Annotated in this window: 1 protein-coding gene and 1 pseudogene; both read right to left on the reverse strand. The window is 73.3% G+C overall.

The genetic code is table 11. The features are described from left to right. Positions 1–58: 58 nt before the first annotated feature. Positions 59–5,026 (reverse strand): annotated as a pseudogene (locus OG386_RS02305) (type I polyketide synthase); the annotation flags it as partial. A 188-nt stretch (positions 5,027–5,214) separates the two neighbouring features. Then, entirely contained in the window at positions 5,215–25,251 is a 20,037-nt protein-coding gene (locus tag OG386_RS02310; RefSeq protein ID WP_443053066.1) for a type I polyketide synthase, read from the reverse strand. Positions 25,252–25,258 lie beyond the last annotated feature (7 nt).

Genomic DNA, 25,258 nt, shown 5'->3' on the forward strand with positions numbered 1-25,258 from the left:
TTAACCCCCGGTCAATTAATCAGGGGACGGGCCATCTTCACCAATAATCGGCAAGCCGTCAATAACGTCCGAGGCCCTCGTTGATGAACGCGAAAAGCTCCTCGTCGCTGGCGTCCTGGAGCTGCTCCGCCTCGTCGCGGGCGGCGTCCGGTGCGCCGGCCGCGCCGTCGGAGCCGATGCCGGTTGCGGGGCCGTCCGCGGCGGTCGTGCCGGAGAGCCGCCCGGCCGGGTCGTCACTGTCGTTCCACTTGGCCAGCAGCGATTGGAGCCGCATCGTCACCCGGGCCCGTACGACGTTGTCGGCGGTGCCGCGTTCGAGTACGGCCTCCAGCTTGTCGAGCTCCAACAGCAGCGGGGCCCCTCCCGCCACGGCGTCGGGCACGATCCCGGCGCGCAGGAATGCGGCGACGGCGGCGGGGGTGGGGTGGTCGAAGACCAGGCTGGCCGGCAGCTTCAGGCCGCTCACCGCGCCCAGGCGGTTGCGCAGCTCGACGGAGGTGAGGGAGTCGAAGCCCAGCTCCTTGAAGGCCCGGCCGGCCTCGACGGCCGTGAGGTCGGCGTGCCCGAGGACGGCTGCCACGGCCGTACGGACCAGGTCGAGCAGCAGGCGCTCCTGCTCGACGTCGGGCAGCCCGGCGAGCTGCGTGCTGAGCGGCACTCCCCCGGCCAGGTCCTCTGTGGACTCCCGTTCCGCGCTCTCGATGACCAGCCGGGCCTCGGGGAGCTCCAGGAGCAGCGGCCGCGGCCGGTCGGCGGTGAAGGCGAGCGTGAACCGCTTCCAGTCCATGTCGACCAGGGTCAGCGTGGTCTCGTCGCGGTCCAGGGCGTGCCGCAGCGATGCCAGCGTCCGCTCGGGCGCCATCGAGATGATGCCGTGGCGGCGCATCCGATCGCCCGCCGCGCTGTCGTCCCCGGCCGCGCTGCCCCAGGGGCCCCAGGCGAGGGAGGTGGCGGGCAGCCCGGCGGCGCGCCGGTACTCGGCGAAGGCGTCGAGGAACGCGTTGCCGGGTGCCTGGTTGCCCTGGCCGGGGGCGCCGAAGGTGGCGGCGAAGGAGGAGAAGAGGACGAACGCGGACAGGTCGAGGTCGCGGGTCAGCTCGTGCAGGTGCCGCGTCGCGTCCACCTTGACCCGCAGCACGGCGGCCACCTGCTCGGGCTCGAGCGTCTCGATGACCCCGTCGTCGACGACCGCCGCGGCGTGGATCACCGCGGTGAGCGGCTGGTCGGCGGGGACGGAGGCGAGGAGGTCGGCGAGGGCGTCGCGGTCGCTGACGTCGCAGGCGGCGAGCGTGACCCGGGCGCCGAGGGCCGTCAGTTCGTCGCGCAGCCCGTCCGCGCCGGGCGCGTCGGCCCCGCGACGGCTGGCGAGCAGCAGGTGCTCGGCGCCGTTCTCGGCCAGCCAGCGCGCCACCTGCGCGCCGACGACGCCCGTACCACCTGTGACCAGCGTCGTCCCGGCCGGACGCCACTCACGCACCGCCGGGGTCTCGGCCAGCCGGGCCCGCACGAGACGTCGTACGAGGAGCCCCGAGGCCCGCAGGGCCACCTGGTCCTCGGCGGCATCCCCGGCGAGGACGCCGGCCAGCCGGTCGAGGGTCCGGTCGTCCACGTCGTGTTCGGTGCCGGGCAGGTCGATCAGGCCGCCCCAACGGCCCCCCTGCTCCATGGAGGCGACGCGGCCGAGGCCCCAGATGAGCGCCTGGTCCGGGTCCGCGATCCGGTCGGTCCGCCCGGCGGCGACCGCGCCCCGGGTGACGCACCACAGCGGCGCGGCCACCTCGGCGTCGCCGAGGGCCTGGGAGAGCGCGAGCCCGGCGGCAAAGGCGCCGTCGTCGCCGAGGGCGAGGAGGGACAGCACCCCGGCGGGGGCGGGAACCCCGTCCGTGACGGCCTTCAGGGCAGCGGTCAGCGCGTCCCGGCCGGCCGCATCGGCGGCCACGGTGACGGTACGGACCTCCGCGCCACGGTCGGCGAGCGTACGAAGGACAGCGGCGGCCGTGTCACCCGCCCCGGCCTCGGGCACGACCACGAGCCAGGACCCCGAGAGCGGGGGCTTGGACGCGACATCGGCCTGCGGCTTCCACGTGACCCGGTAGCGCCAGCCGTCGACCGTGGACTGCTCACGGCTCTGCCTCCGCCAGGAGGACAGGCCGGGCAGGACCGTGCCCAGCGAATGGATGGCGTCGGGGGTGTCGAAAGCCAGGGCCTCGGCCAGGGCCGTGACGTCCTCACGTTCGACGGCGTCCCAGAAGCGGGCGTCGATCACGCTCCCGCCGGTCAGCTCACCGGCTTCGACCGGTGCCGCCTCGGGCCAGAACCGCTGCGCCTGGAAAGCGTAGGTGGGGAGGTCCACGCGCTGAGCGCCGGTGCCCGCGAAGACGGCGTCCCAGTCCACGGCCACGCCACGGACATAGGCCTCGCCGAGGGAGAGCCAGAAACGCTCCAGGCCGCCTTCGTTGCGCCGCAGGGAGCCCAGGATCGCAGCTTCGCGGCCGGCGTCCTCGACAGTCTCCTGCATGCCGACCGTCAACACCGGATGCGGACTCGACTCGATAAACACACCGAAACCCTGCTCGAGGAGGGTGCGGGTGGCCTGCTCCAGCTCGACGGTCTGACGCAGGTTGCGGAACCAGTAACCGGCATCCAGCTCGGTACCGCTGACCCACTCCCCGGTGACCGTGGAGAGGAACGGAACCTCCGCGGCCTGCGGGACGATCGGGGCGAGGAGAGTGTCGAGCTCCTCGCGGAGGAGCTCCACCTGGGCGGAGTGGGAGGCGTAGTCCACGGCGATCCGCTTGGCACGAACACCATCCGCCTCACAAGAGGCCAGAAGCTCGTCCAGGGCCTGGACCTCACCGGAAACCACGACCGAGGAGGGGCCGTTGACGGCAGCGACGGAGATCCGCTCCTCACCCCACGGCGCGATCCGCTCACGCACCTCCTTCGCCGGCAGCGGAACGGACACCATGCCGCCCAGACCCGCCAGCACACGGCCGATCGCCTGACTCCGCAGAGCCACCACACGCGCCGCATCCTCCAGAGACAGGATCCCGGCCACACACGCCGCCGCGATCTCACCCTGCGAATGCCCGATCACCGCACCCGGACGCACACCCGCCGCACGCCACACCTCCGCCAACGACACCATCACCGCGAACAGCGCCGGCTGCACCACATCCACCCGATCAAGGGAAGGCGCACCCTCGACACCACGCAGAACGTCGGTCAACGACCAGTCGGTGAAAGGCTCCAGCGCCTTCGCACACTCCCCCACCCGCGCGGCGAACACGGGTGAGGCATCAAGCAACCCCGCCGCCATGCCCAGCCACTGCGAGCCCTGTCCGGGGAACACGAACGCCGTCTTGCCACCGACCACCGACCCCGACACCACACCAGCCGCCAGCGAACCCGACGCCACCGCCGCCACACCAGCCGCGTGATCACCCAGCACCACCGCCCGGTGATCCAACCCCGCACGCGTCGACGCCAACGACCAACCCACATCCACCGGATCCACACCCGGCACACCCGCCAGCCAACCAGCGAGCCGCTCCGCCTGCCCCCGCAACGCCCCCGCACTCTTACCCGACAGCACCCACGGCACCACCGGCATCCCAGAGCCCGCAACCGGCCCAGCCGCATCCGCGACCGCCTCCGGCGCCTGCTCCACGATCACATGCGCGTTCGTCCCACTGAACCCGAACGACGACACACCCGCACGACGCGGGTGCGTCGTCTCGGGCCATGCCGTCTGCTCCGTGAGCAGCGCGACCGTGCCGGACTCCCAGTCCACGTGGGGCGACGGCTCGTCGATGTGGAGGCTCTGCGGGAGCACCCCGTGCCGCATGGCCAGCACCATCTTGATCACACCGGCCACGCCGGCCGCAGCCTGCGTGTGACCGATGTTCGACTTCACCGACCCCAGCAGCAGCGGCTGCTCCGCCGGGCGGTCCTGCCCGTAGGTGGCCAGCAGCGCCTGCGCCTCGATCGGGTCGCCCAGCGACGTGCCCGTGCCGTGGGCCTCCACCACGTCCACCTGATCGGCGGACAGCCGGGCGTTGGCCAGGGCCTGGCGGATCACGCGCTGCTGGGAGGGGCCGTTCGGCGCGGTCAGGCCGTTGCTCGCACCGTCCTGGTTGATCGCGGAGCCCCGGACCACGGCCAGCACCGGACGCCCGTTCTTGCGCGCGTCGGAGAGCCGCTCCAGCAGCAGGACGCCCACGCCCTCGGCCGGGCCGAAGCCGTCGGCTCCCGCCGCGAACGCCTTGCAGCGGCCGTCCGAGGACAGTCCGCGCTGCTTGCTGAACTCCACGAAGAGCCCGGGGGTGGACATCACGTGCACGCCGCCCGCGACGGCCAGCGAGCATTCCCCGGCCCGCAGCGCCTGCACCGCGAGGTGGAGGGCGACGAGCGAGGCCGAGCAGGCGGTGTCGACGGTGACGGCGGGGCCTTCGAGGCCGAAGGTGTAGGAGAGCCGCCCGGACAGCACGCTGGAGGCGTTGCCGGTGCCGAGGTGGCCGGCGTAGTCCTCGGCCGCCTCCAGGAGCGGGGTGAGGTAGTCCGAGCCGTTCATGCCGACGAACACGCCGCACTGGCTGCCGCGCAACAGGTTCGGGTCGATGCCGGCCCGCTCGAACGCCTCCCAGGAGGTCTCCAGCAGCAGCCGCTGCTGCGGGTCCATAGCCATGGCCTCGCGCGGGGAGATCCCGAAGAAGTGGGCGTCGAACGCGGAGGCGGCGCTGAGGAACCCGCCCTCGCGGGTGGTCGAGGTGCCCTGGTCGTCGGGGTCGTCGGAGAAGAGGTGGTCCAGGTCCCAGCCGCGGTCCGTGGGGAATTCGGTGAGGGCGTCGCCGCCGGTGGCCAGCAGGTCCCACAGTTCTTCGGGGGAGCTCACGCCTCCGGGGAAACGGCAACTCATGGCCGTGATGGCGATGGGCTCGTGTGCCTGGCTCTCGATGTCCCGAAGACGTCCGTACGCCTCATCGAGATCCGTCGTGACCTTCTTGAGGTATTCGCGGAGCTTTGCTTCGTTCGCCACTGGCGCTTCACCTATTCGCGTGATCGAGACCGTGGAGGACTCAAGAGAATTCAGGGGAGTTCAGGGGAGTTCAGGGGAGTCAGGGGAACCCGAGGATATTTGAGGAAATTCGGGAAGCCGGTGGCCGTACCGCCGGAACAGGGGTTCCGGCGGTACGGCCTGGGGGTGGCTGGGGTTCAGCCCTGGCCGAACTTCTTGTCGATGAGGGCGAACAGTTCGTCGTCGCTCGCGTCCTCGATCGCGTCGGCCCCGCTGTCGCCTTCCGTCCGGCGGGCGTCGTTCCACTGCGCCAGCAGCGTCTGCAGGCGCACCGCGACGCGTGCGTGGGCCGCGTCGTCGCCGGCCGCGTCGGACAGTTCCGTCGGGTCGAGCGAGGCGAAGGTGCTCTCCAGGCGGTCGAGTTCCTCCAGTACGGAGAGCTTGCGCCCGCCCGTGCCCTCGGGGGCGACCTCGCTCAGCAACTGCCGGGCGAGGGCGGCCGGGTTCGGGTAGTCGTAGACGAGGGTGGCCGGCAGTCGGAGCCCGGCGGCCGCGCCGAGTCGGTTGCGCAGTTCGACCGCGGTCAGCGAGTCGAAGCCCAGCTCCTTGAACGCCTGCTCCTCGCCGACGTGTTCCGCCGACTTGTACCCGAGGACGGCGGCCACCTGGCCCCGTACCAGGTTCAGTACGGTCCGCTCCCGTTCGGCGGCCGACAGCTCGGCCAGCCGCTGCGCCAGTGTCAGCTCGCCCGCCCCGGTGGCCGCGGCGGCCTCCTCGGCACGGTGCGCGCCGGGTGCCGTGGCCGCCGCCCGCCGCTGCCGCACCGGGGTCCGGACCAGACCGCGGAACATCGGCAGGATGCCGCCGTCCGCGGCCCGGGCCCGCAGGGTCGGCAGGTCGATCCCGACCGGCAGCAGGACCGGCTCGTCGTCCGCCGCGAGGGCCAGGTCGAAGAGCGCCAGGCCCTCCCGCGCCGACAGCGGTGCGACACCGCCGCGCGCGGCGCGTGCCCGCTCCGCCTCGGTGAGCCGGCCCGCCATGCCGCGTTCCTCGGCCCACATGCCCCACACCAGGGACAGCGCGGTGAGGCCGTGGGCCCGCCGGTGCCGGGCGAGGGCGTCGAGGAAGACGTTCGCCGCCGCGTAGTTGGCCTGACCCGCGCCGCCGAGGGTACCGGCGGCGGCGGAGAAGAGGACGAACGCCGACAGGTCGAGGTGCCGCGTCAGCTCGTGCAGGTGGAGCGCTCCGTCGACCTTGGGCCGCAGGACCCGGTCCACCCGCTCGGGGGTGAGCAGGTCCACGACGCCGTCGTCCAGGACGGCCGCGGTGTGCACGACCGCCGTCAGCGGACGCTCGGCCGGTACGGAGGCCAGCAGCGCGGCCAGCGCGTCCCGGTCGGCGACGTCGCACGCCGCCCACGTGACCTGGGCACCCAGCGCGCCGAGCTGCGCGGTGAGTTCGGCGGCGGTGTCGGTGTCGGCGCCCCTGCGGCCCGTGAGCAGCAGGTGCCGTACCCCGTGTTCGGCGACCAGGTGGCGGGCGAGGAGACCGGCGAGTCCGCCGCCCGCCCCGGTGACCAGGACGGTACCGCGCGTGTCGATACGGGACACGGCGTCGCCGTCGGCCGGCGCCTGGGCGCCGACCCGGGCGAGACGGGGTGCGTACAGCGCCCCGCCCCGTACGGCCAGTTCGGGTTCGTCGGACGCGAGGGCGCCCGCGAGGGCCCGGCCGGAGACGTCCGCGTCATCGAGGTCGACGAGGACGAACCGGTCGGGGTGCTCGGTCTGCGCGGCTCGCAGCAGGCCCCACACCGGGGCGTGGGCGAGGTCGCCGGCCTCGGTGTCGGTGTGGGCGGCCACGGCGCCCCTGGTGACGAAGGCCAGGCGCGCGCCGGCGAACCGGCCGTTGTCCAGCCAGCCCTGCACGGTCGCGAGCGCCCGGTGCGTCACGTCGCGCACCTCCTGCGCGAGGAGGGCGCCGGCCTGCTCGGCCGTGGTGCCGGTGGCCGTCATGAACGGCACGACCACGGTGTCGGGCACCGACTGCCGGCCGGCCGTGACGGCCTCGTCGAGCGCGGCGAGGTCCTCGTACGTCGCGACGGGAACGCCCGCGCCCCCGAGGGCGGCGGCGAGGAGCGACTTGCCGGCGGCGGCGCCACCGTCGGCGTCGCCGATGACCACCAGGGTCGCGGCGGCCGGCCGGCCCGGCACCGGCGTACGGACCCAGTCCAGCCGGAACAGCGCGTCGTGCGCGCCTTCCGGAGCGACCGTGAACCGCTCGACGTCGATGTCCCGGGTCACCAGGGCCTCGACCGACGCGACGGGCGCGCCCTGCTCGTCGGCCAGCTCGACGGACACGGTGTCCGTGCCGTCGGGGGTGATCCGCAGGCGCAGCGCGTCCGCTCCGGCCGCGTGCAGCCGTACTCCGTGCCAGGCCAGCGGCTCGCGGCCGGCGGCGCCCGCCGCCGCCAGCGCCTGCACGGCGGTGTCGAGCAGCGCCGGGTGAAGGGCGAACCCGCCCGCCGGGGCGTGCGGTTCACCGGACAGCCGTGCCTGCGCGAAGACCTCCTCGCCCCGCACCCAGACCCGGGTCAGGGTCTTCAGAGCGGGCCCGTGGTGGAGCCCGGACGCCGTGAGCCGGTCGTAGACCGCCTCGGCGGAGACCTCCTCGGCGCCGGTGGGCGGCCACGGCCCGGTGGCGTCGGCGGCGGCCGTTTCACCGGTCGCCGTGAGGAACCCGGTGGCGTGCCGTGACCAGGCCGCGCCGCCCGGGCCGTCGCCGTCGGTCGCCTCCGGACGGCTGTGCACCTGCACGGAGCGGCGTCCGTCGTCGTCCGCGCCGCCCACGGTGAGCCGGAGCTGTACGGCCCCGTCCTCGGGGAGCACGAGCGGCGCCTCCAGGGCCAGCTCCCGCACCTGCCCGCATCCGGCCTCGTCCCCGGCCCGCAGGGCCAGTTCGACGAAGGCCGCGCCGGGCACGACCACCGAGTCGGCCACGACGTGATCGGCCAGCCACGGGTGCGTACGGCGGGAGAGCCGGCCGGTGAACAGGAACCCGCCCGTGTCCGGCAGCTCGACCGCCGCGCCGAGTAGGGGGTGCCCGGCCGACTCGACACCGAGCGAAAGGGCGTCCTCCGGCGCGACGAACGAGTCGACCCAGTAGCGCTCGTGCTGGAAGGCGTACGTGGGCAGGTCGACGCGCCGGGCGCCGGAACCGGAGTAGAAGGCCGGCCAGTCGACGCTGACGCCGTGGACGTGGGCCCGCCCGAGGGCGGTGACGAGCGTCTCGGCTTCGGCCCGGCCCTTGCGGAGCAGGGGTACGAACGTGGCGTCCGCCGTCACGCAGTCCTGGGCGAGGGCGGAGAGCACCCCGTCGGGGCCGATCTCGACGTACGTCGTGACCCCGGCGGCTTCGAGGGCGCGGATGCCGTCGAGGAAGCGGACCGCGTCGCGGACGTGGCGGACCCAGAAGTCGGCGGAGGCCATCTCGTCGGTGACGAGGGCGCCGGTCAGGTTGGAGACGACCGGGATGCGGGGGCTGTCGTACGTGATCCCCTCGGCCACCTTGCGGAAGTCGGCCAGCATGCCGTCCATGTGCGGCGAGTGGAACGCGTGGCTCACGGTGAGCCGCTTGGACTTGCGGTCGGGGAAGGCGGCCGCGACCGCGGTCGCCGCATCCTCGTCACCGGCCACCACGACCGACTGCGGACCGTTGACCGCCGCGATGCTCACCCGGTCCGTCAGCAGCGGCAGGACCTCGTCCTCCGAGGCCTGGACGGCGATCATCACGCCGCCACCCGGCAGTTCCTGCATCAGACGGCCCCGGGCCGCGACCAGCGTGCAGGCGTCCTCCAGCGAGAACACCCCGGCGACGTGCGCGGCGGCGATCTCACCGATCGAGTGCCCGGACAGGAAGTCCGGCCGCAGACCCCAGCTCTCCACGAGCCGGAACAGCGCCACCTCGACCGCGAACAGGGCCGGCTGGGTGTACTCCGTCCGGTCCAGCAGCTCCGCTTCCGCGTCGAACAGCGCGTGCTTCAGCGGCAGTTCGAGGTGCGCGTCCATGTGGGCGCAGATCGCGTCCAGCACGTCCGCGAACACCGGGTAGGCGTCGTGCAGTTCGCGGCCCATCCCGAGCCGCTGGCTGCCCTGCCCGGTGAACAGGAACGCCACCTGCTGTTCGGCGCTCGCCACGCCACGGGTGAGTGCGGCGGCGGAGTCGCCCGCAGCCAGCGCGGTCAGCGCCTCGCGGTACTCCTCCCACTCCCCCGCCACGAGCACGGCCCGGTGGTCGAACAGCGCCCGGCCGGTCGCGAGCGAGTGGCCGACGTCCACCGGACGCGGCTCGCCGTCCCCGGCGAGGCGGGCCAGGAGTCGGGCCGCCTGGTCACGCAGGGCGGCTCCGGTCCTGCCCGACAGGGTCCACGGCCATGTGCCGGGGCTCGCGGCCTCCACCGTCTCGGGGACCTCCGGCGCCTGCTCCAGGATCGTGTGCGCGTTCGTACCGCTCACGCCGAAGGAGGAGATGCCGGCCCGGCGCGGACGGCCGGTCTCGGGCCATGCGCGCTGCTCGGTCAGGAGGGCGACATCGCCCGCCGTCCAGTCGACGTGCGGGGTGGGCCCGTCCACGTGCAGGGTCTGCGGGAGCACCCCGTGCTGCATCGCGAGCACCATCTTGATGACGCCCGCCACACCGGCGGCGGCCTGCGTGTGACCGATGTTGGACTTGATGGAGCCGAGCAGGAGCGGCTGGTCGTCCGGCCGGTCCTGGCCGTACGTTGCCAGCAATGCCTGGGCCTCGATCGGGTCGCCGAGACGGGTACCCGTCCCGTGTGCCTCCACCGCGTCGACCTCGGCGGCCGACAGACCCGCGCTCGCGAGCGCCTGGCGGATGACGCGCTGCTGGGAGGGGCCGTTGGGGGCGGTCAGGCCGTTGCTCGCACCGTCCTGGTTGACGGCGGAGCCACGGACCACGGCCAGGACCGGGTGCCCGTTGCGCCGGGCGTCCGACAGCCGCTCCACGAGCAGCATGCCGACACCTTCACCCCAGCCCGTACCGTCCGCCGCCGCCGCGAATGCCTTGATACGGCCGTCGGCGGCGAGCCCGCCCTGCCGGCTGAACTCGACGAACGCGCCCGGCGTGGACATCACGGTGACACCGCCGGCGAGAGCGATCGAGCACTCGCCGCTCCGGAGCGCCTGCACCGCGAGGTGCAGGGCCACGAGCGACGCCGAGCACGCGGTGTCGACAGTGACGGCCGGGCCTTCGAGACCGAACACGTAGGAGAGCCGCCCGGAGACGACGCTCGCGGAGTTGCCGGTGCTCATGAACCCGTCGCCGCCGTCGGCTGAGTTGAGCACGAGCGACAGGTAGTCCTGGCCGTTCGTCCCGACGAACACGCCGGCCTGCGCACCGCGCATCGACGACGGGTCGATGCCCGCCCGCTCGAAGGCCTCCCAGGAGGTCTCCAGGAGGAGCCGCTGCTGCGGGTCCATGGCAAGGGCCTCGCGCGGCGAGATCCCGAAGAAACCGGGGTCGAACTGCGCGACGTCGTAGAGGAAGCCACCCTCACGGGCGTACGAGGTGTCCTGCTCGGACCGCGGCCCGAACAGTGACTCGGCGTCCCAGCCGCGGTCGGCCGGGAACTCGCCGATGGCGTCGCCGCCGGTGGCCAGCAGCTGCCAGAGGTCCTCGGGGGTGCGGACACCGCCGGGGAAGCGGCAGCTCATCGCGACGATCGCGATTGGGTCGTCGTCCACGGCCATCGCCACCGGGGCGAGGCCGGCCACCTCGGCCTCCGTGCCGAGCAGTTCGCCGAGCAGGTGCTCCGCCAGGTCGGCGGAGGTCGGGTAGTCGTAGATCAGCGTGGCCGGGAGCCGGAGCCCGGTGGCCGCACCCAGGCGGTTGCGCAGCTCGACAGCCGTTAGGGAGTCGAAACCGAGCTCCTTGAACGCCCGTCCCGCGCCGACGCTCTCCGCGCCGGCGTGGCCGAGGACCGCGGCGACCTCCTTGCGCACGAGATCGAGCAGCGCCCGGTCCCGCTCGGCGGCGGAGAGGCCCGCCAGCCGCTGTACGAGGGAGTGGCGGCCATCGGGCGTCCTGTCGCCGGTCCGGCCTTCGTCGCCGTCGCCCGCGCGCGGGGCGAGGGCGTTGCGGGCCTCGGGCAGCTCGGCAAGGAGCCTGCTGGGGCGCACGGCGGTGAAGCCGGGGGCGAATCGGCCCCAGTCCACGTCCACGACGGTGACGACGGTGTCGTTCGCGCCGAGTGCCCGGTGAAGGGCCTCGATGGCCGACTCGGCGTTCATGGGCGGCACGCCACCCCGCCGCATCCGGGCGTCCAGCGCACCGTCGGCGGCCATACCGCCTTCGGCCCAAGGACCCCAGGCGATCGAGGTAGCGGCCAGCCCTGCAGCACGACGCTGCTCAGCGAGGGCGTCGAGGTAGGCGTTCGCGGCGGCGTAGTTGGCCTGGCCGGCGGTACCGATGGTGCCGGTCATGGAGGAGAACAGCACGAATGCAGAGAGCTCGATACCGAGCTCGACGGTCAACTCGTGCAGATTGAGCGCCGACGTCGCCTTCGCCCGCAGCACACTCTCGAAACGCTCGGGGGTGAGGGCGTCGAGGACTCCGTCATCGAGGATCCCGGCCGTGTGCACGACCGCGGTCAGCGTGTCGGCCTCGGCCTCAAGGAGCGCGCGCAGGGCGTCACGGTCGGAGGCGTCACACGCCACGACCGACACCTCAACACCCAACTCCGCCACCAGTTCGGCGGCACCCGGAGCGTCAAGGCCCCGACGGCTGGTCAGCACCAGACGTTCGGCACCCGCACCGGCCAGCCAACGCGCGACCCGGCCACCCAGAGCACCCGTACCGCCCGTGACCAGAACGGTCCCGGAAGGCGTCCAGGAGTCCGTGTTGCCGCTCGCGGCGCGGACCAGACGACGCCCGAACACACCGGAAGACCGCACCGCGACCTGGTCCTCACCAGCACCGCCCAGCACGCCCACCAGACGGGACATGGCCCGCTCGTCACACACCTCAGGCAGGTCAACCAGACCACCCCAACGCCCCGGAATCTCCAGAGCGGCCACACGCCCGAGACCCCACACCTGAGCCTGGACGGCCGACACCAGCCGATCCGAACGACCCACACTGACCGCACCACGGGTCAGGCACCACAGCGGCGCCTCCACCCCGGCATCACCCAACGCCTGCACCAAACCAGCAGACGCGACGACCCCGGCCGACTCGTCCAGCGCGAGCAGCGACACCACACCAGCAACAGAACCCGCACCGGACAACAGCCCAGCCAAAGCAGCACGATCGGCGTCAGCCTCAACGACAACCCGGCGGACCTCAGCCCCAGCGCCGGCCAACGCATCCACCACACCAGCGGCCAAGGACTCGTCCTCGCGCGCAACGACGAGCCACTCGCCGCCCAGCGTCCCGCCCGACACGGTCAGCGGCTTCCACGACACCCGGTAACGCCAGCCGTCGATGTCCGACCGAGTGCTCACGTCACCGCGTCGCACGAGAGCCGTCTCCGGCCAGTACCGCCGGCGCTGGAAGGCGTACGTCGGCAGGTCGACCCGGACGGCGCCCGTTCCGTAGACCGCCTGCCAGTCGACGGGGACCCCACGGACATGGCTCTGAGCCAGAGCGGCCATCGCCGTCTCGGTCTCAGGACGGCCCTTCCGTACGACGGGAGCGAACGCCGCCCCGCCGACGCTGAGGCACTCCTGGCCGAGAGCCGAGAGAACACCGTCGGGGCCGAGCTCAACATACGTCGTCACGCCCGCGCCCTCCAGGGCGCGGATGCCGTCGAGGAAGCGGACCGCCTCGCGGACGTGCCGGACCCAGAACTCCGCCGATGCCATCTCGCCGGTGACCAGTGCACCAGTCAGGTTGGAGACGACCGGGATGCGGGGGGCACCGAAGGACAGCCCTTCGACGACCTCGCGGAAGGCGTCGAGCATGCCGTCCATGTGGGGCGAGTGGAACGCGTGGCTGACGGTCAGCCGCTTGGACTTGCGGTCGGCGAACGACTCCGCGATCGCGACCGCCGCGTCCTCATCACCTGCGATCACAACGGCCCGCGGGCCGTTGACCGCCGCGATGCTCACCCGGTCGGTGAGCAGCGGCAGGACCTCGTCCTCCGATGCCTGGAGGGCGATCATCGCCCCACCAGCGGGCAGTGCCTGCATCAGGCGGCCACGGGCCGCCACCAGCGTGCACGCGTCGTCCAGAGAGAAGACACCCGCGACGTGCGCGGCCGCGATCTCGCCGATCGAGTGGCCGGACAGGAAGTCCGGCTTCAGGCCCCAGCTCTCCACGAGCCGGAACAACGCCACCTCGATGGCGAACAGCGCGGGCTGCGTGTACTGCGTACGGTCCAGCACAGCCGCGTCGTCCCCGAACAGGACGTCCTTCAGGGGCAGTTCGAGGTCGAACCGCGCACACACCGCGTCCAGCGCGGCCGCGAAGGCCGGGTGGGCGTCGTACAGCTCACGCCCCATCCCGAGGCGCTGGCTGCCCTGCCCCGTGAACAGGAAGGCGACCTTCCCACCGGCCGGCGAGCCCTTCACCACGCCCGCCGGCGTGTCGCCCGCCGCCAGCGCCGCGAGGCCGGCCAGCAGACCCTCACGGTCCGCGGCCACCACCGCCGCGCGCTCGCCGAACGCCGAACGTCCGGTCGCCAGCGTCCTGCCGACGTCAGCCGGACGGAAAGCGGGGTCCGCGAGCAGCCACTCGCGCAGGCTGTCGGCCTGGGCCCGGAGTCCTGCGTCGCTCTTCGCCGAGATCACCAGCGGCAGGGGCCGGACGCCCGGATCCACCGACCCGGCGTCCTCGGGCTCTTCCTCCGTCTGCGGCAGCGGCGCCTGCTCGATGATCGTGTGGGCGTTGGTGCCGCTGAAGCCGAACGACGAGACACCGGCCCGGCGCGGACGCCCGGTCTCGGGCCACGCGCGCTGCTCGGTGAGCAGGGCGATGTCGCCCGCCTCCCAATCCACCTGCGGCGACGGCTCGTCGATGTGGAGGCTCTGCGGCAGCACCCCGTGCTGCATGGCCAACACCATCTTGATGACACCCGCGACACCGGCCGCGGCCTGGGTGTGCCCGATGTTGGACTTGATGGAGCCCAGCAGCAGCGGCTGGTCGGCCGGGCGGTCCTGGCCGTACGTGGCCAGCAGGGCCTGCGCCTCGATGGGGTCACCGAGGGTCGTGCCAGTGCCGTGCGCCTCGACCGCGTCGACCTCGGCGGCCGACAGACCCGCGCTCGCGAGGGCCTGTCGGATGACGCGCTGCTGGGAGGGGCCGTTGGGGGCGGTCAGGCCGTTGCTCGCACCGTCCTGGTTGATCGCCGAACCCCGGACCACCGCGAGCACCGGGTGCCCGTTGCGGCGCGCGTCCGACAGCCGCTCCACGAGCAGCATGCCGACACCCTCACCCCAGCCCGTACCGTCCGCCGCCGCCGCGAACGCCTTGATACGACCGTCTGCGGCCAGACCGCGCTGGCGGCTGAACTCGATGAACGTGCCGGGCGTCGACATGACGGTGACGCCACCGGCCAGGGCCAGCGAGCACTCGCCGTTGCGCAGGGCCTGGATCGCCCAGTGAAGGGAAACCAGCGACGACGAACACGCCGTGTCTATCGTCACCGCCGGGCCTTCGAGCCCGAACACGTACGACAGTCGGCCGGACACGACACTCGCGGCGTTGCCCGTGCCCAAGTGCCCTTCAAGGCCCTCCGGTTCCTCCAGGAGGACGGAGAGGTAGTCCTGGCCGTTGGTGCCGACGAAAACGCCGGCCTGGCTGCCGCGCAGCGTCTCGGGGTCGATCCCGGCCCGCTCGAAGGCCTCCCAGGAGGTCTCCAGGAGGAGCCGCTGCTGCGGGTCCATGGCGAGGGCCTCGCGCGGCGAGATCCCGAAGAAGTCGGCGTCGAAGTCGGCGGCGTCGTAGAGGAAGCCGCCTTGACGGGCGTACGAGGTGCCCTGCGCGCCCGGGTCGGCGTCGTACAGGGCGTCGAGGTCCCAACCGCGGTCGAGGGGAAGGTCGGAGATCGCGTCGGAGCCAGATGCCAGCAGCTGCCAGAGGTCTTCGGGGTTGCGCACCCCGCCGGGGAAACGGCAGCTCATCGCGACGATCGCGATGGGGTCGTCGTCGGTCGCCGTGGCCACCGGGCCGGTCGCCTCGACCTGTGTGCCGAGGAGTTCGGAGAGCAGGTTGGCGGCGAGTGCGGCCGGGGTCGGGTAGTCGTAGACGAGCGTGGCCGACAGCCGCAGCTCGGTGGCCGCGCCGAGGCGGTTGCGGAGTTCGACGGCGGTGAGCGAGTCGAATCCGATCTCTCGGAAGGCCCGTCCCGGCTCGACGTCGTGGGCACCGGAGTGCCCGAGGACCTCGGCGACCTGCGTGCGCACGAGGTCGAGGAGGAACGGCTCGCGGTCGCCGTCCGACATGCTCTGGAGGTGCGCGGCGAGCGACGAACCCGAACGCTCGGTGCGGGCGCCCGTGGGCTCGGAAGCGCGGATGACGGCTTCGGCCTCCGGTAGATCGGTGAGCAGCCTGCCGGCGCGTACCGCCGTGAACCCGGGCACGAACTTCGCCCAGTCGAAGTCGACGATCGTCAGCGCCGCATCCTCGGAGCCGACGGCCTGCCGGAGCGCGGTGATCGCAAGATCGGCGTTCATGGGCGGGACACCGCCCCGGCGCATCCGGGCCTCAAGGGCCTCGTCGGCGGCCATACCGCTGTCGGCCCAGGGACCCCAGGCGAGCGAGGTAGCGGCCAGCCCGGCCGCACGACGCTGCTCGGCGAGGGCGTCCAGGTAGGCGTTCGCGGCAGCGTAGTTCGCCTGACCGGCCGCGCCGATCGTGCCGCTCATCGAGGAGAACAGCACGAACGCGGAGAGCTCGATACCGAGCTCGACGGTCAGCTCGTGCAGATTGAGCGCCGAGGTCGCCTTCGCCCGCAGCACACTCTCGAAACGCTCGGGGGTGAGGGCGTCGAGGACACCGTCATCCAGCACACCAGCCGTGTGCACGACCGCCGTCAGCGTGTCGGCCTCGGCCTCCAGCAGCGCACGCAGAGCATCCCGGTCCGAAGCGTCACACGCCACGACCGACACCTCAACACCCAGCCCGGACAGCTCAGCCGCCAACTCAGCAGCACCCGGAGCCTCAAGACCACGACGGCTGGTCAGCACCAGACGCTCGACACCCGCACCGGCCAGCCAACGCGCAACCCGGCCACCCAGAGCACCCGTACCACCAGTCACCAGAACAGTCTCGGAAGGCGCCCAGGAGTCCGCGCCACCGCTCGCGGCACGAACCAGCCGACGCCCGAAGACCCCGGACGACCGCACCGCGACCTGGTCCTCACCAGCACCGCCCAGCACACCCACCAAGCGGGACATGGCCCGCTCGTCCCACACCTCAGGCAGGTCAACCAGACCGCCCCAGCGCCCGGGAACCTCAAGGGCAGCCACACGGCCCAGACCCCAGACCTGAGCCTGAACCGCCGATACCAGACGATCCGACCTGCCAACGCTGACCGCACCACGAGTCAGGCACCACAGCGGCGCCTCCACCCCAGCATCACCCAACGCCTGCACCAAACCAGCAGACGTCACAACGCCCGCAGCCTCATCCAGAGCCAGCAGCGACACCACACCGGCGACGGCACCCACATCGGACAGCAGCCCGGCCAGACCAGCACGATCGGCGTCAGCCTCAACGACAACCCGGCGGACCTCAGCACCGCGCCCGGCCAGCGCACCCACCACAGCCGCGTCATCCACGCCATCGGAAGGAACCACCACCAGCCACAGCCCGGACAGTCGCGCACCAGCGCCCACGGCATCCGTCAGCGGCTTCCACGACACCCGGTAACGCCAGCCATCGATCTCGGACTGCTCCTGGCCCTGCCGACGCCATGCCGACAGCGCGGGAACGAGGTCGCTGAAGCGTGCGTCGCCGTCCACCTCCAGTTCGGACGCCAGCGAGGTGAGATCGCCGCGCTCCACGGCGTCCCAGAACCTGCTGTCCACCGCGTCCACGGCAGGCGCGGCGGCCACGACGGCACCGGACAGGATCGTTTCCGGCCAGTAGCGCTGCCGCTGGAAGGCGTACGTCGGGAGGTTCACGCGCTCCGCGCCCGTACCGGCGAAGAAGGCGGACCAGTCTACCTCCACGCCCCGCACATGAGCCTGCGCCACGCCGGTGACCACCGTCTCCGCCTCGCCACGCCCTGCGCGCAGGACCGGGACGAAGGCGACGTCCGCGTCACCGGTCAGGCAGTCCTGGGCGAGCGCGGACAGCACGCCGTCCGGGCCCAGCTCCACGAACGTCGTCACGCCGGCCGCTTCCAAAACCCGGACACCATCGAGGAAGCGGACCGCCTCACGGACGTGCCTGATCCAGAACTCGGCGGAGCCCATCTCATCCGAGACAAGGGCACCAGTCAGGTTGGACACGACCTGAATACGCGGGGCCTCGAACGACAACCCCTCCACCACCCGGCGGAAGTCCTCCAACATGCCGTCCATGTGCGGCGAGTGGAACGCATGACTGACCGTCAGCCGCTTGGACTTGCGGCCCTGCGCCTCGAACGCCTCCGCGATCGCGACCGCCACGTCCTCATCACCCGCGACCACAACGGCCTGCGGGCCGTTGACCGCCGCGATGCTCACCCGGTCGCTCAGCAGCGGCAGGACCTCGTCCTCCGACGCTTGGACCGCGATCATCACACCGCCGGCCGGCAGCGCCTGCATCAGACGACCACGCGCCGCCACCAACACACACGCGTCCTCCAACGAGAACACCCCGGCCACATGCGCGGCAGCGATCTCACCGATCGAATGCCCGGACAGGAAGTCCGGCCGCAGACCCCACGACTCAACGAGCCGGAACAACGCCACCTCGACCGCAAACAGCGCCGGCTGCGCGTACTCCGTACGATCCAGCACAGCCGCGTCGCCACCGAACAGGACTTCCTTCAGAGGCAGTTCAAGCTGCGCGTCGAACCGCTCGCACACCTCGTCCAGCGCCGCCGCGAACACCGGGAAGGCGTCGTACAGCTCACGCCCCATCCCGAGGCGCTGGCTCCCCTGCCCCGTGAACAGGAAGGCCAGTCCCCCACCCGACACCGCGCCCCGAACCAGCCCCGGCACCTGCTCGCCGGCGGCCAAGGCCGCCAGGCGCCCGAGGAGGCTCTCGCCGTCCGACGGTGCGCCGATGAGGACCGCGCGGTGTTCCAGCGCGGCGCGGTGCGTGGCGAGCGAGAGGCCGAGGTCGAGTGCGCCCCGGGCGCCGGACTCCGCCAGTGCGTCGGCCGCGGCCGGGTGCAGGCGTTCCGCCTGGGCCCGCAGGGCGGACGCGGTGCGGCCGGAGACGAGCCACGGCAGCACCGGGAGTCCCGGCCCGGCCGGGGTCTCGGGCGCCGGTTCGCCCGTGTGCTGCGGTGCCTGCTCGATGACGGCGTGGGCGTTGGTGCCGCTGTAGCCGAAGGACGAGATGCCCGCCCGGCGCGGGCGCCCGGTCTCGGGCCACGCGCGCTGCGCGGTGAGGAGCTCGATGTCTCCGGCCGACCAGTCCACGTAGGGGGTCGGCTCGTCAATGTGGAGCGTCTGCGGGAGTATGCCGTTCCGCATCGCCATGACCATCTTGATCACACCGGCGACACCGGCCACGGCCTGCGTGTGCCCGATGTTCGACTTCACGGAGCCGAGCAGCAGCGGCCGGTCCGCCGGCCGGTCCTGCCCGTACGTGGCCAGCAGCGCCTGCGCCTCGATCGGGTCGCCGAGCCGGGTACCCGTGCCGTGCGCCTCGACGGCGTCCACGTCCCCGGCGGTCAGACCGGCGTCGGCGAGGGCTTCGCGGATGACGCGCTGCTGCGAGGGGCCGTTGGGGGCGGTGAGTCCGTTGCTGGCGCCGTCCTGGTTGACCGCCGTACCGCGGACGACCGCGAGGACGGGGTGGCCGTTGCGGCGGGCGTCCGAGAGCCGCTCCAGGAGCAGGAGGCCGACGCCCTCGGACCAGATCGTGCCGTCGGCGGCCGCGGCGAACGCCTTGATGCGGCCGTCCGAGGCGAGCCCGCGCTGGCGGCTGAACTCGGTGAACGCGCCCGGCGTGGACATGATGGTGACGGCGCCCGCGAGGGCCATCGCGCACTCGCCCCTGCGAAGCGACTGGGCCGCGAGGTGCAGGGTGACGAGCGAGGAGGAGCAGGCCGTGTCGAGGGTGACCGCCGGGCCCTCCAGGCCGAAGGAGTAGGAGATGCGGCCGGAGACGACGCTGGCCGCGTTGCCGGTGCCGAGGTGGCCTTCGAGGCCGTCGCCGTCGTTCAGCCAGAGCTGGAGGTAGTCCTGGGCGTTCGAGCCGATGAACACGCCCGTGCGGCTGCCGCGCAGGCCGGTGGGGTCGATGCCGGCGCGCTCGAAGGTCTCCCAGGTGGTCTCCAGGAGGAGCCGCTGCTGCGGGTCCATGGCGAGGGCCTCGCGCGGGGAGATCCCGAAGAAGGCGGCGTCGAAGTCGGCGGCCTCGTGGAGGAAGCCGCCCTCGCGGACGTAGCTGGTGCCCTCGCGGTCGGGGTCGTCGCTGTAGAGGGTGTCGAGGTCCCAGCCGCGGTCGGCGGGGAAGGCGGTGATGCCGTCGCGGCCTTCGGCGAGCAGGCGCCACAGGTCCTCGGGGGAGGTGATGCCCCCGGGGAAGCGGCAGCTCATCGCGACGACGGCGATCGGGTCGTCGTCGTCCGCGGCGCGCGCGGTCGCGGCGGCAGGGCGGCGGGCCGGGAGGCCGCCCCGGCCGGCGTCGGCGCCCGCGTCGGCCGCGAGGTCGCCGATCAGCTCCTCGCGGAGGTACTGCGCGAGGGCGGTCGCCGTCGGGTAGTCGAAGACGAGGGTGGCGGGCAGCCGGCGGCCGGTGGCCTCGCCGAGCAGGTTGCGCAGTTCGACGGCGGTGAGCGAGTCGAAGCCCAGCTCCTTGAAGGACCGGCCCGGCTCGACGGCGGCGGCGCCCGGGTAGCCCAGGGCCGCGGCGACCTGCTTGCGTACCAGGTCGAGCAGCGTACGGTCCTGCTCGGCAGCGGGAAGCCCCGCCAGGCGCTGCCGCAGACCGGACGCGCCGGCCACGGCGGACGCGCCGCCCGCGTGCCGGCGGGTGGGCACCCGTACGAGTCCGCGCAGCAGCGGGGAAAGGGTGCCGGCCTGGGCCTGCGGGCGCAGCCCGGCGAGGTCGACGCGCATCAGGACGGGGGCGGCCTCGTCGAGCCGGTGCGCGAGGTCGAAGAGGTCGAGGCCCTCTGCAGAGGTGAGCGGGGGCAGTCCGCCGCGGGTCATACGGCTGATGTCGGCGTCGGTGAGGCTGCCGGCCATGCCCGCGCCGTCGGCCCACAGGGCCCAGGCCAGGGAGGTGGCGGGGAGCCCCAGGGACCGGCGGTGCTGGGCGAGCGCGTCGAGGAACACGTTGGCGGCCGCGTAGTTGCCCTGACCGGCGCCGCCGAAGACGCCGCCGATGGACGAGAACAGCACGAAGGCGGAGAGGTCGAGGTCGCGGGTCAGTTCGTGGAGGTTGACGGCCGCGTCGGCCTTGGGCCGCAGGACGGCCGACAGGCGCTCGGGGGTGAGGGAGGTGATCACGCCGTCGTCGAGCACACCGGCGGTGTGGATGACGGCGCCGAGCGGGTGCTCGGCGGGTATCGCCGCCAGTACGGCCGCCAGCGCGTCCCGGTCCGCGACGTCGCAGGCGGCCCAGGTCACCGAAGCGCCCTCCGCGGCGAGTTCGGCGCCGAGCCGCTGTGCCTCGGGAGTGGATCCGCCGCGGCGGCCGACGAGGAGCAGGTGCCGTACGCCGTGCTCGGCGACGAGCCGGTGGGCGATCAGGCCGCCGAGGAGGCCGCCGGCGCCGGTGATCAGCACGGTCGACTCCGGCGCGTACGCCGGGCCGGAGCCGGCCGCGCTCGGCTGGTCGGGGGTCTCCCGGGCCACGCGGGCGAGGCGAAGCGCGTGGAGGGTGCCGGCGCGTACGGCGAGCTGCGGCTCGCCCGCGGCGAGGGCGGCGGGCAGGGCGCGTACGGAGTCCTCCGCGCCGTCGGTGTCGATCACCAGCAGCCGGTCGGGGTGCTCGGACTGCGCGGAGCGCAGCAGGCCCCGGACGGCCGCGTGGACCGGGTCGCAGACCCTTCCGGCGTCGGCGCCGGCCGCGACGGCGCCCCGGGTGAGGACGACGAGGCGGGTACCGGCGAACCGGTCGCCGGTGAAGGGCTCGTCACCGAGCCAGGTGCGGGCGAGGGCGAGGGCCTGGTGCGTGGCCCGGTGCACGGCCTCGGCGGAGAGTTCCGGGGTGGCCGGGCCGTCGGCGTCCGCGTCGGCGGCGGCGCCCTGGCCGAAGCCGACGAACACGGCCTCCGGTACGGGCGCTCCGGCCTCGACGGCCGCCGCCAGCTCGGCCAGGTCGGCGTAGCCGGGGATCGCGTCGGCAGTGGGGAGGAGGCCGGCCGGGAGGAGGGCGGCGGGGGCCGTGGGGCCCAGAGCGGCCCACCGGCCGTCGGCCGGCGTACCGGGGACGTCCGCGGCGGCGGGCAGTGCCGTCCACTCGGCGCAAAACACCGACTCGTGGTAGGAGGTGCGCGCCGCCTGGACCTGCTCGGCCGACACGGCCCGCAGGACGAGCGAGTCGACGGTCGCGACGGGCCCGCCCGTGGAGTCCGCGATCTCCAGGCGGACGCCGTCGGTCCCCCGGGGCGTGAGGCGCACGCGCAGGGCGTCGGCCCCGGTGGCGTGGAGGGTCACGCCGCTCCACGCGAACGGGAGCCGGCCCTCGCCCTCGGTGCCGCCCAGGACGCCGAGGCCCAGCGTGTGGAGCGCGGCGTCCAGCAGGGCGGGGTGGAGGCCGAAGTTCCGTGCCGCGGAGGCGGTTTCCTCGGGCAGGGTGACTTCGGCGTAGACGCTGTCGCCCTGCCGCCAGGCCGCGGTGAGGCCGCGGAACGCCGGGCCGTAGCCCATCCCGACCTCGGCGAGGTCGGCGTAGAGGCCGTCCGTGGCGAGGGGCTCGGCGCCGGCCGGGGGCCACTGGCCGGGCGCGAAGCGCGGCGGGGCCGAGGCGGGCGCGTGGGCCAGTACGCCGCCGGCGTGGCGCGTCCAGGGCTCGTCGGCCGCGCTGTCCTTCGGGCGGGAGGAGAGGCCGAAGGCGCGTCGGCCCGTGCCGTCGGCGTCGGGCGCGCTCACGTACATCTGGAGCTGGACGCCGCCGCGTTCGGGCAGGATCAGCGGCGCTTCGAGGGTCAGCTCCTCGACGACGTCGCAGCCGACCTGGTCCCCGGCCCAGATCGCCAGGTCGACGAAGGCCGTGCCGGGCAGCAGGACGCTGCCCATGACCTGGTGGTCCACCAGCCAGGGGTGGGTGGTGGGCGAGAGCAGGGCGGTGAAGACGAAGCCCTCGGAGTCGGCGAGCGCGACGGTCGCGCCGAGCAGCGGGTGCGCGGCCTCGTCGAGCCCGGCCGCGCCCACGTCACCGGCCCGGGTGCCCGGCTCGATCCAGTAGCGCTGCCGCTGGAAGGCGTAGGTGGGCAGGTCGTCGACGCGCTGGGCGTCGGCGGCGGAGAAGAAGGCCTGCCAGTCGACCCGGGTCCCGTGGGCGTGGGCCCGGGCGAGTGCGGTGACGAGGCTCTCCGCCTCGGGGCGGCCCTTGCGGAGCGCGGGGACGAAGACGGCGTCCTGCGTGACGCAGTCCTGGGCGAGGGCAGACAGCACGCCGTCGGGCCCGAGTTCGACGTACGTCGTGACTCCGGCGGCCTCCAGCGCACGGATGCCGTCGAGGAATCGGACCGCCTCGCGGACGTGCCGCACCCAGAACTCGGCGGAACCCATCTCGTCGGTGACGAGGGCGCCGGTCAGATTCGAGACGACCGGGATGCGGGGGGCCTCGAAGGACAACCCCGCCACGACCTGACGGAACGCGTCGAGCATGCCGTCCATGTGGGGCGAGTGGAACGCGTGGCTGACGGTGAGGCGCTTGCTCTTCCGGTCGGGGAAGGCGGCCACGACGGCCGTGGCGGCGTCCTCGTCACCGGCGATGACCACCGACTGAGGGCCGTTGATGGCCGCGATGCTGACGCGGTCCGTCAGCAGCGGCAGGACCTCGTCCTCCGACGCCTGCACCGCGATCATCACGCCACCACCCGGCAGCGCCTGCATCAGACGACCGCGGGCGGCGACCATTGCGCAGGCGTCGTCCAGGGAGAGCACCCCGGCGACGTGCACGGCAGCGATCTCACCGATCGAGTGACCGGACAGGAAGTCCGGCTTCACCCCCCACGACTCCAGCAGCCGGAACAGCGCCACCTCGACCGCGAACAGGGCCGGCTGCGCGTACTCCGTCCGGTCCAGCAGCGCCGCGTCGTCCCCGAACAGGACGTCCTTCAGCGGCAGTCCCATCCGCTCGCACACCGCGTCGAGGGCCGCCGCGAAGGCCGGGTGGGCCTCGTACAGCTCACGCCCCATGCTCAGGCGCTGGCTGCCCTGCCCGGTGAACAGGTAGGCGGCCTTCCCGCCGCCCGGCGAGGCCTTCACCACGCCCGCCGGAGCCTCGCCCGCCGCCAGCGCCGCGAGGCCGGCCAGCAGACCCTCACGGTCCGCGGCCACGACCGCCGCGCGGTCCTCGAAGGCGGTCCTGCCGACCGCCAGCGACCGGCCGACGTCGACCGGGCTCAGCCCGGGGTGCTCCCCGGCGTGGGCCAGCAGGCGCTCCGCCTGCTCGCGCAGGGCGTCCTGGCCCTTGGCCGACAGGAGCCAGGGCACGACCTTCGGCTCCGGTCCCGCGTCGCCGTCGGTCCGCTCCGGGGCCCGGTCGGCCTCCGACGCCTGCTCGATGATCGTGTGCACGTTGGTGCCGCTGACGCCGAACGCGGAGACGCCGGCCCGGTACGGGCGGCCGGTCTGCGGCCACGCCCGCTGCTCGGTGAGCAGCGAGACCGCGCCCGCCGACCAGTCGACGTGCGAGGTCGGCCGGTCCACGTGCAGGGTCTTGGGCAGCACGCCGTGCCGCATCGCCATGACCATCTTGATGATGCCCGCGATGCCGGCGGTGTTCTGGGTGTGTCCGAGGTTCGACTTCAGGGAGCCCAGCCACAGCGGCCGGTCGGCCGGGCGGTCCTGGCCGTACGTGGCCAGCAGCGCCTGCGCCTCGATCGGGTCGCCCAGCGTCGTTCCGGTGCCGTGCGCCTCGACGGCGTCGACGTCGGCGGGGGTCAGTCGGGCGCTTTCGAGGGCTTGGCGGATGACGCGCTGCTGGGCGGGGCCGTTGGGCGCGGTCAGTCCGTTGGAGGCGCCGTCCTGGTTGACGGCCGAACCCCGTACGACGGCCAGGACGCGGTGTCCGTTGCGGCGGGCGTCGGAGAGGCGCTCCACCAGCAGGACGCCGACCCCCTCCGACCAGCCGGTGCCGTCGGCCGCCTCGGCGAAGGACTTGCAGCGGCCGTCGGCCGACAGTCCGCGCTGGCGGCTGAACTCGACGAAGACCTCCGGGCCGGCGAGGACGGTGACGCCGGCGGCGAGGGCCAGCGAGCACTCCCCCTGACGCAGGGCCTGGACGGCCATGTGCAGGGCGACGGAAGAGGACGAGCAGGCCGTGTCGACGGTGGCGGCGGGACCCTCCAGACCGAAGACGTAGGCGAGCCGGCCGGAGACGACGCTGGAGGCGGTACCGGTGAGGAGGTGCCCCTCGACCCCGTCGGGCAGCTCGTCCGAGCCGGCGCCGTAGGCGTTGGCGGACGCGCCGACGAAGACGCCGGCGCGGCTGCCGCGCAGGGTCGCCGGGTCGATGCCGGCCCGTTCGAAGACCTCCCAGGTGGTCTCCAGCAGCAGGCGCTGCTGGGGGTCCATGGCGAGGGCCTCGCGCGGGGAGATCCCGAAGAAGGAGGCGTCGAACTCGGGGGCCTCGTACAGGAATCCGCCGTGGCGGGCGTAGGTCGTGCCGGGGTGATCGGGGTCCGGATCGTACAGCGACTCGACGTCCCAGCCGCGGTCGGCGGGGAAGCCCGATATGGCGTCACCGCCGCTCTCGACGAGCTTCCACAGGTCCTCGGGCGAGCTGATTCCGCCGGGGAACCGGCAGCTCATGCCGACGATGGCGATCGGTTCGCGGGAGGCGTCGGTGAGCTCCTGGTTCCGGCGGCGCAGCCGCTCGGTTTCCTTGAGGGAGGCCCGCAGCGCTTCAACGACTTTTTCGTTCGGGGTGGTCATCACTTAC

Source organism: Streptomyces sp. NBC_00273 (genome assembly GCF_036178145.1).
GTDB lineage: Bacteria > Actinomycetota > Actinomycetes > Streptomycetales > Streptomycetaceae > Streptomyces.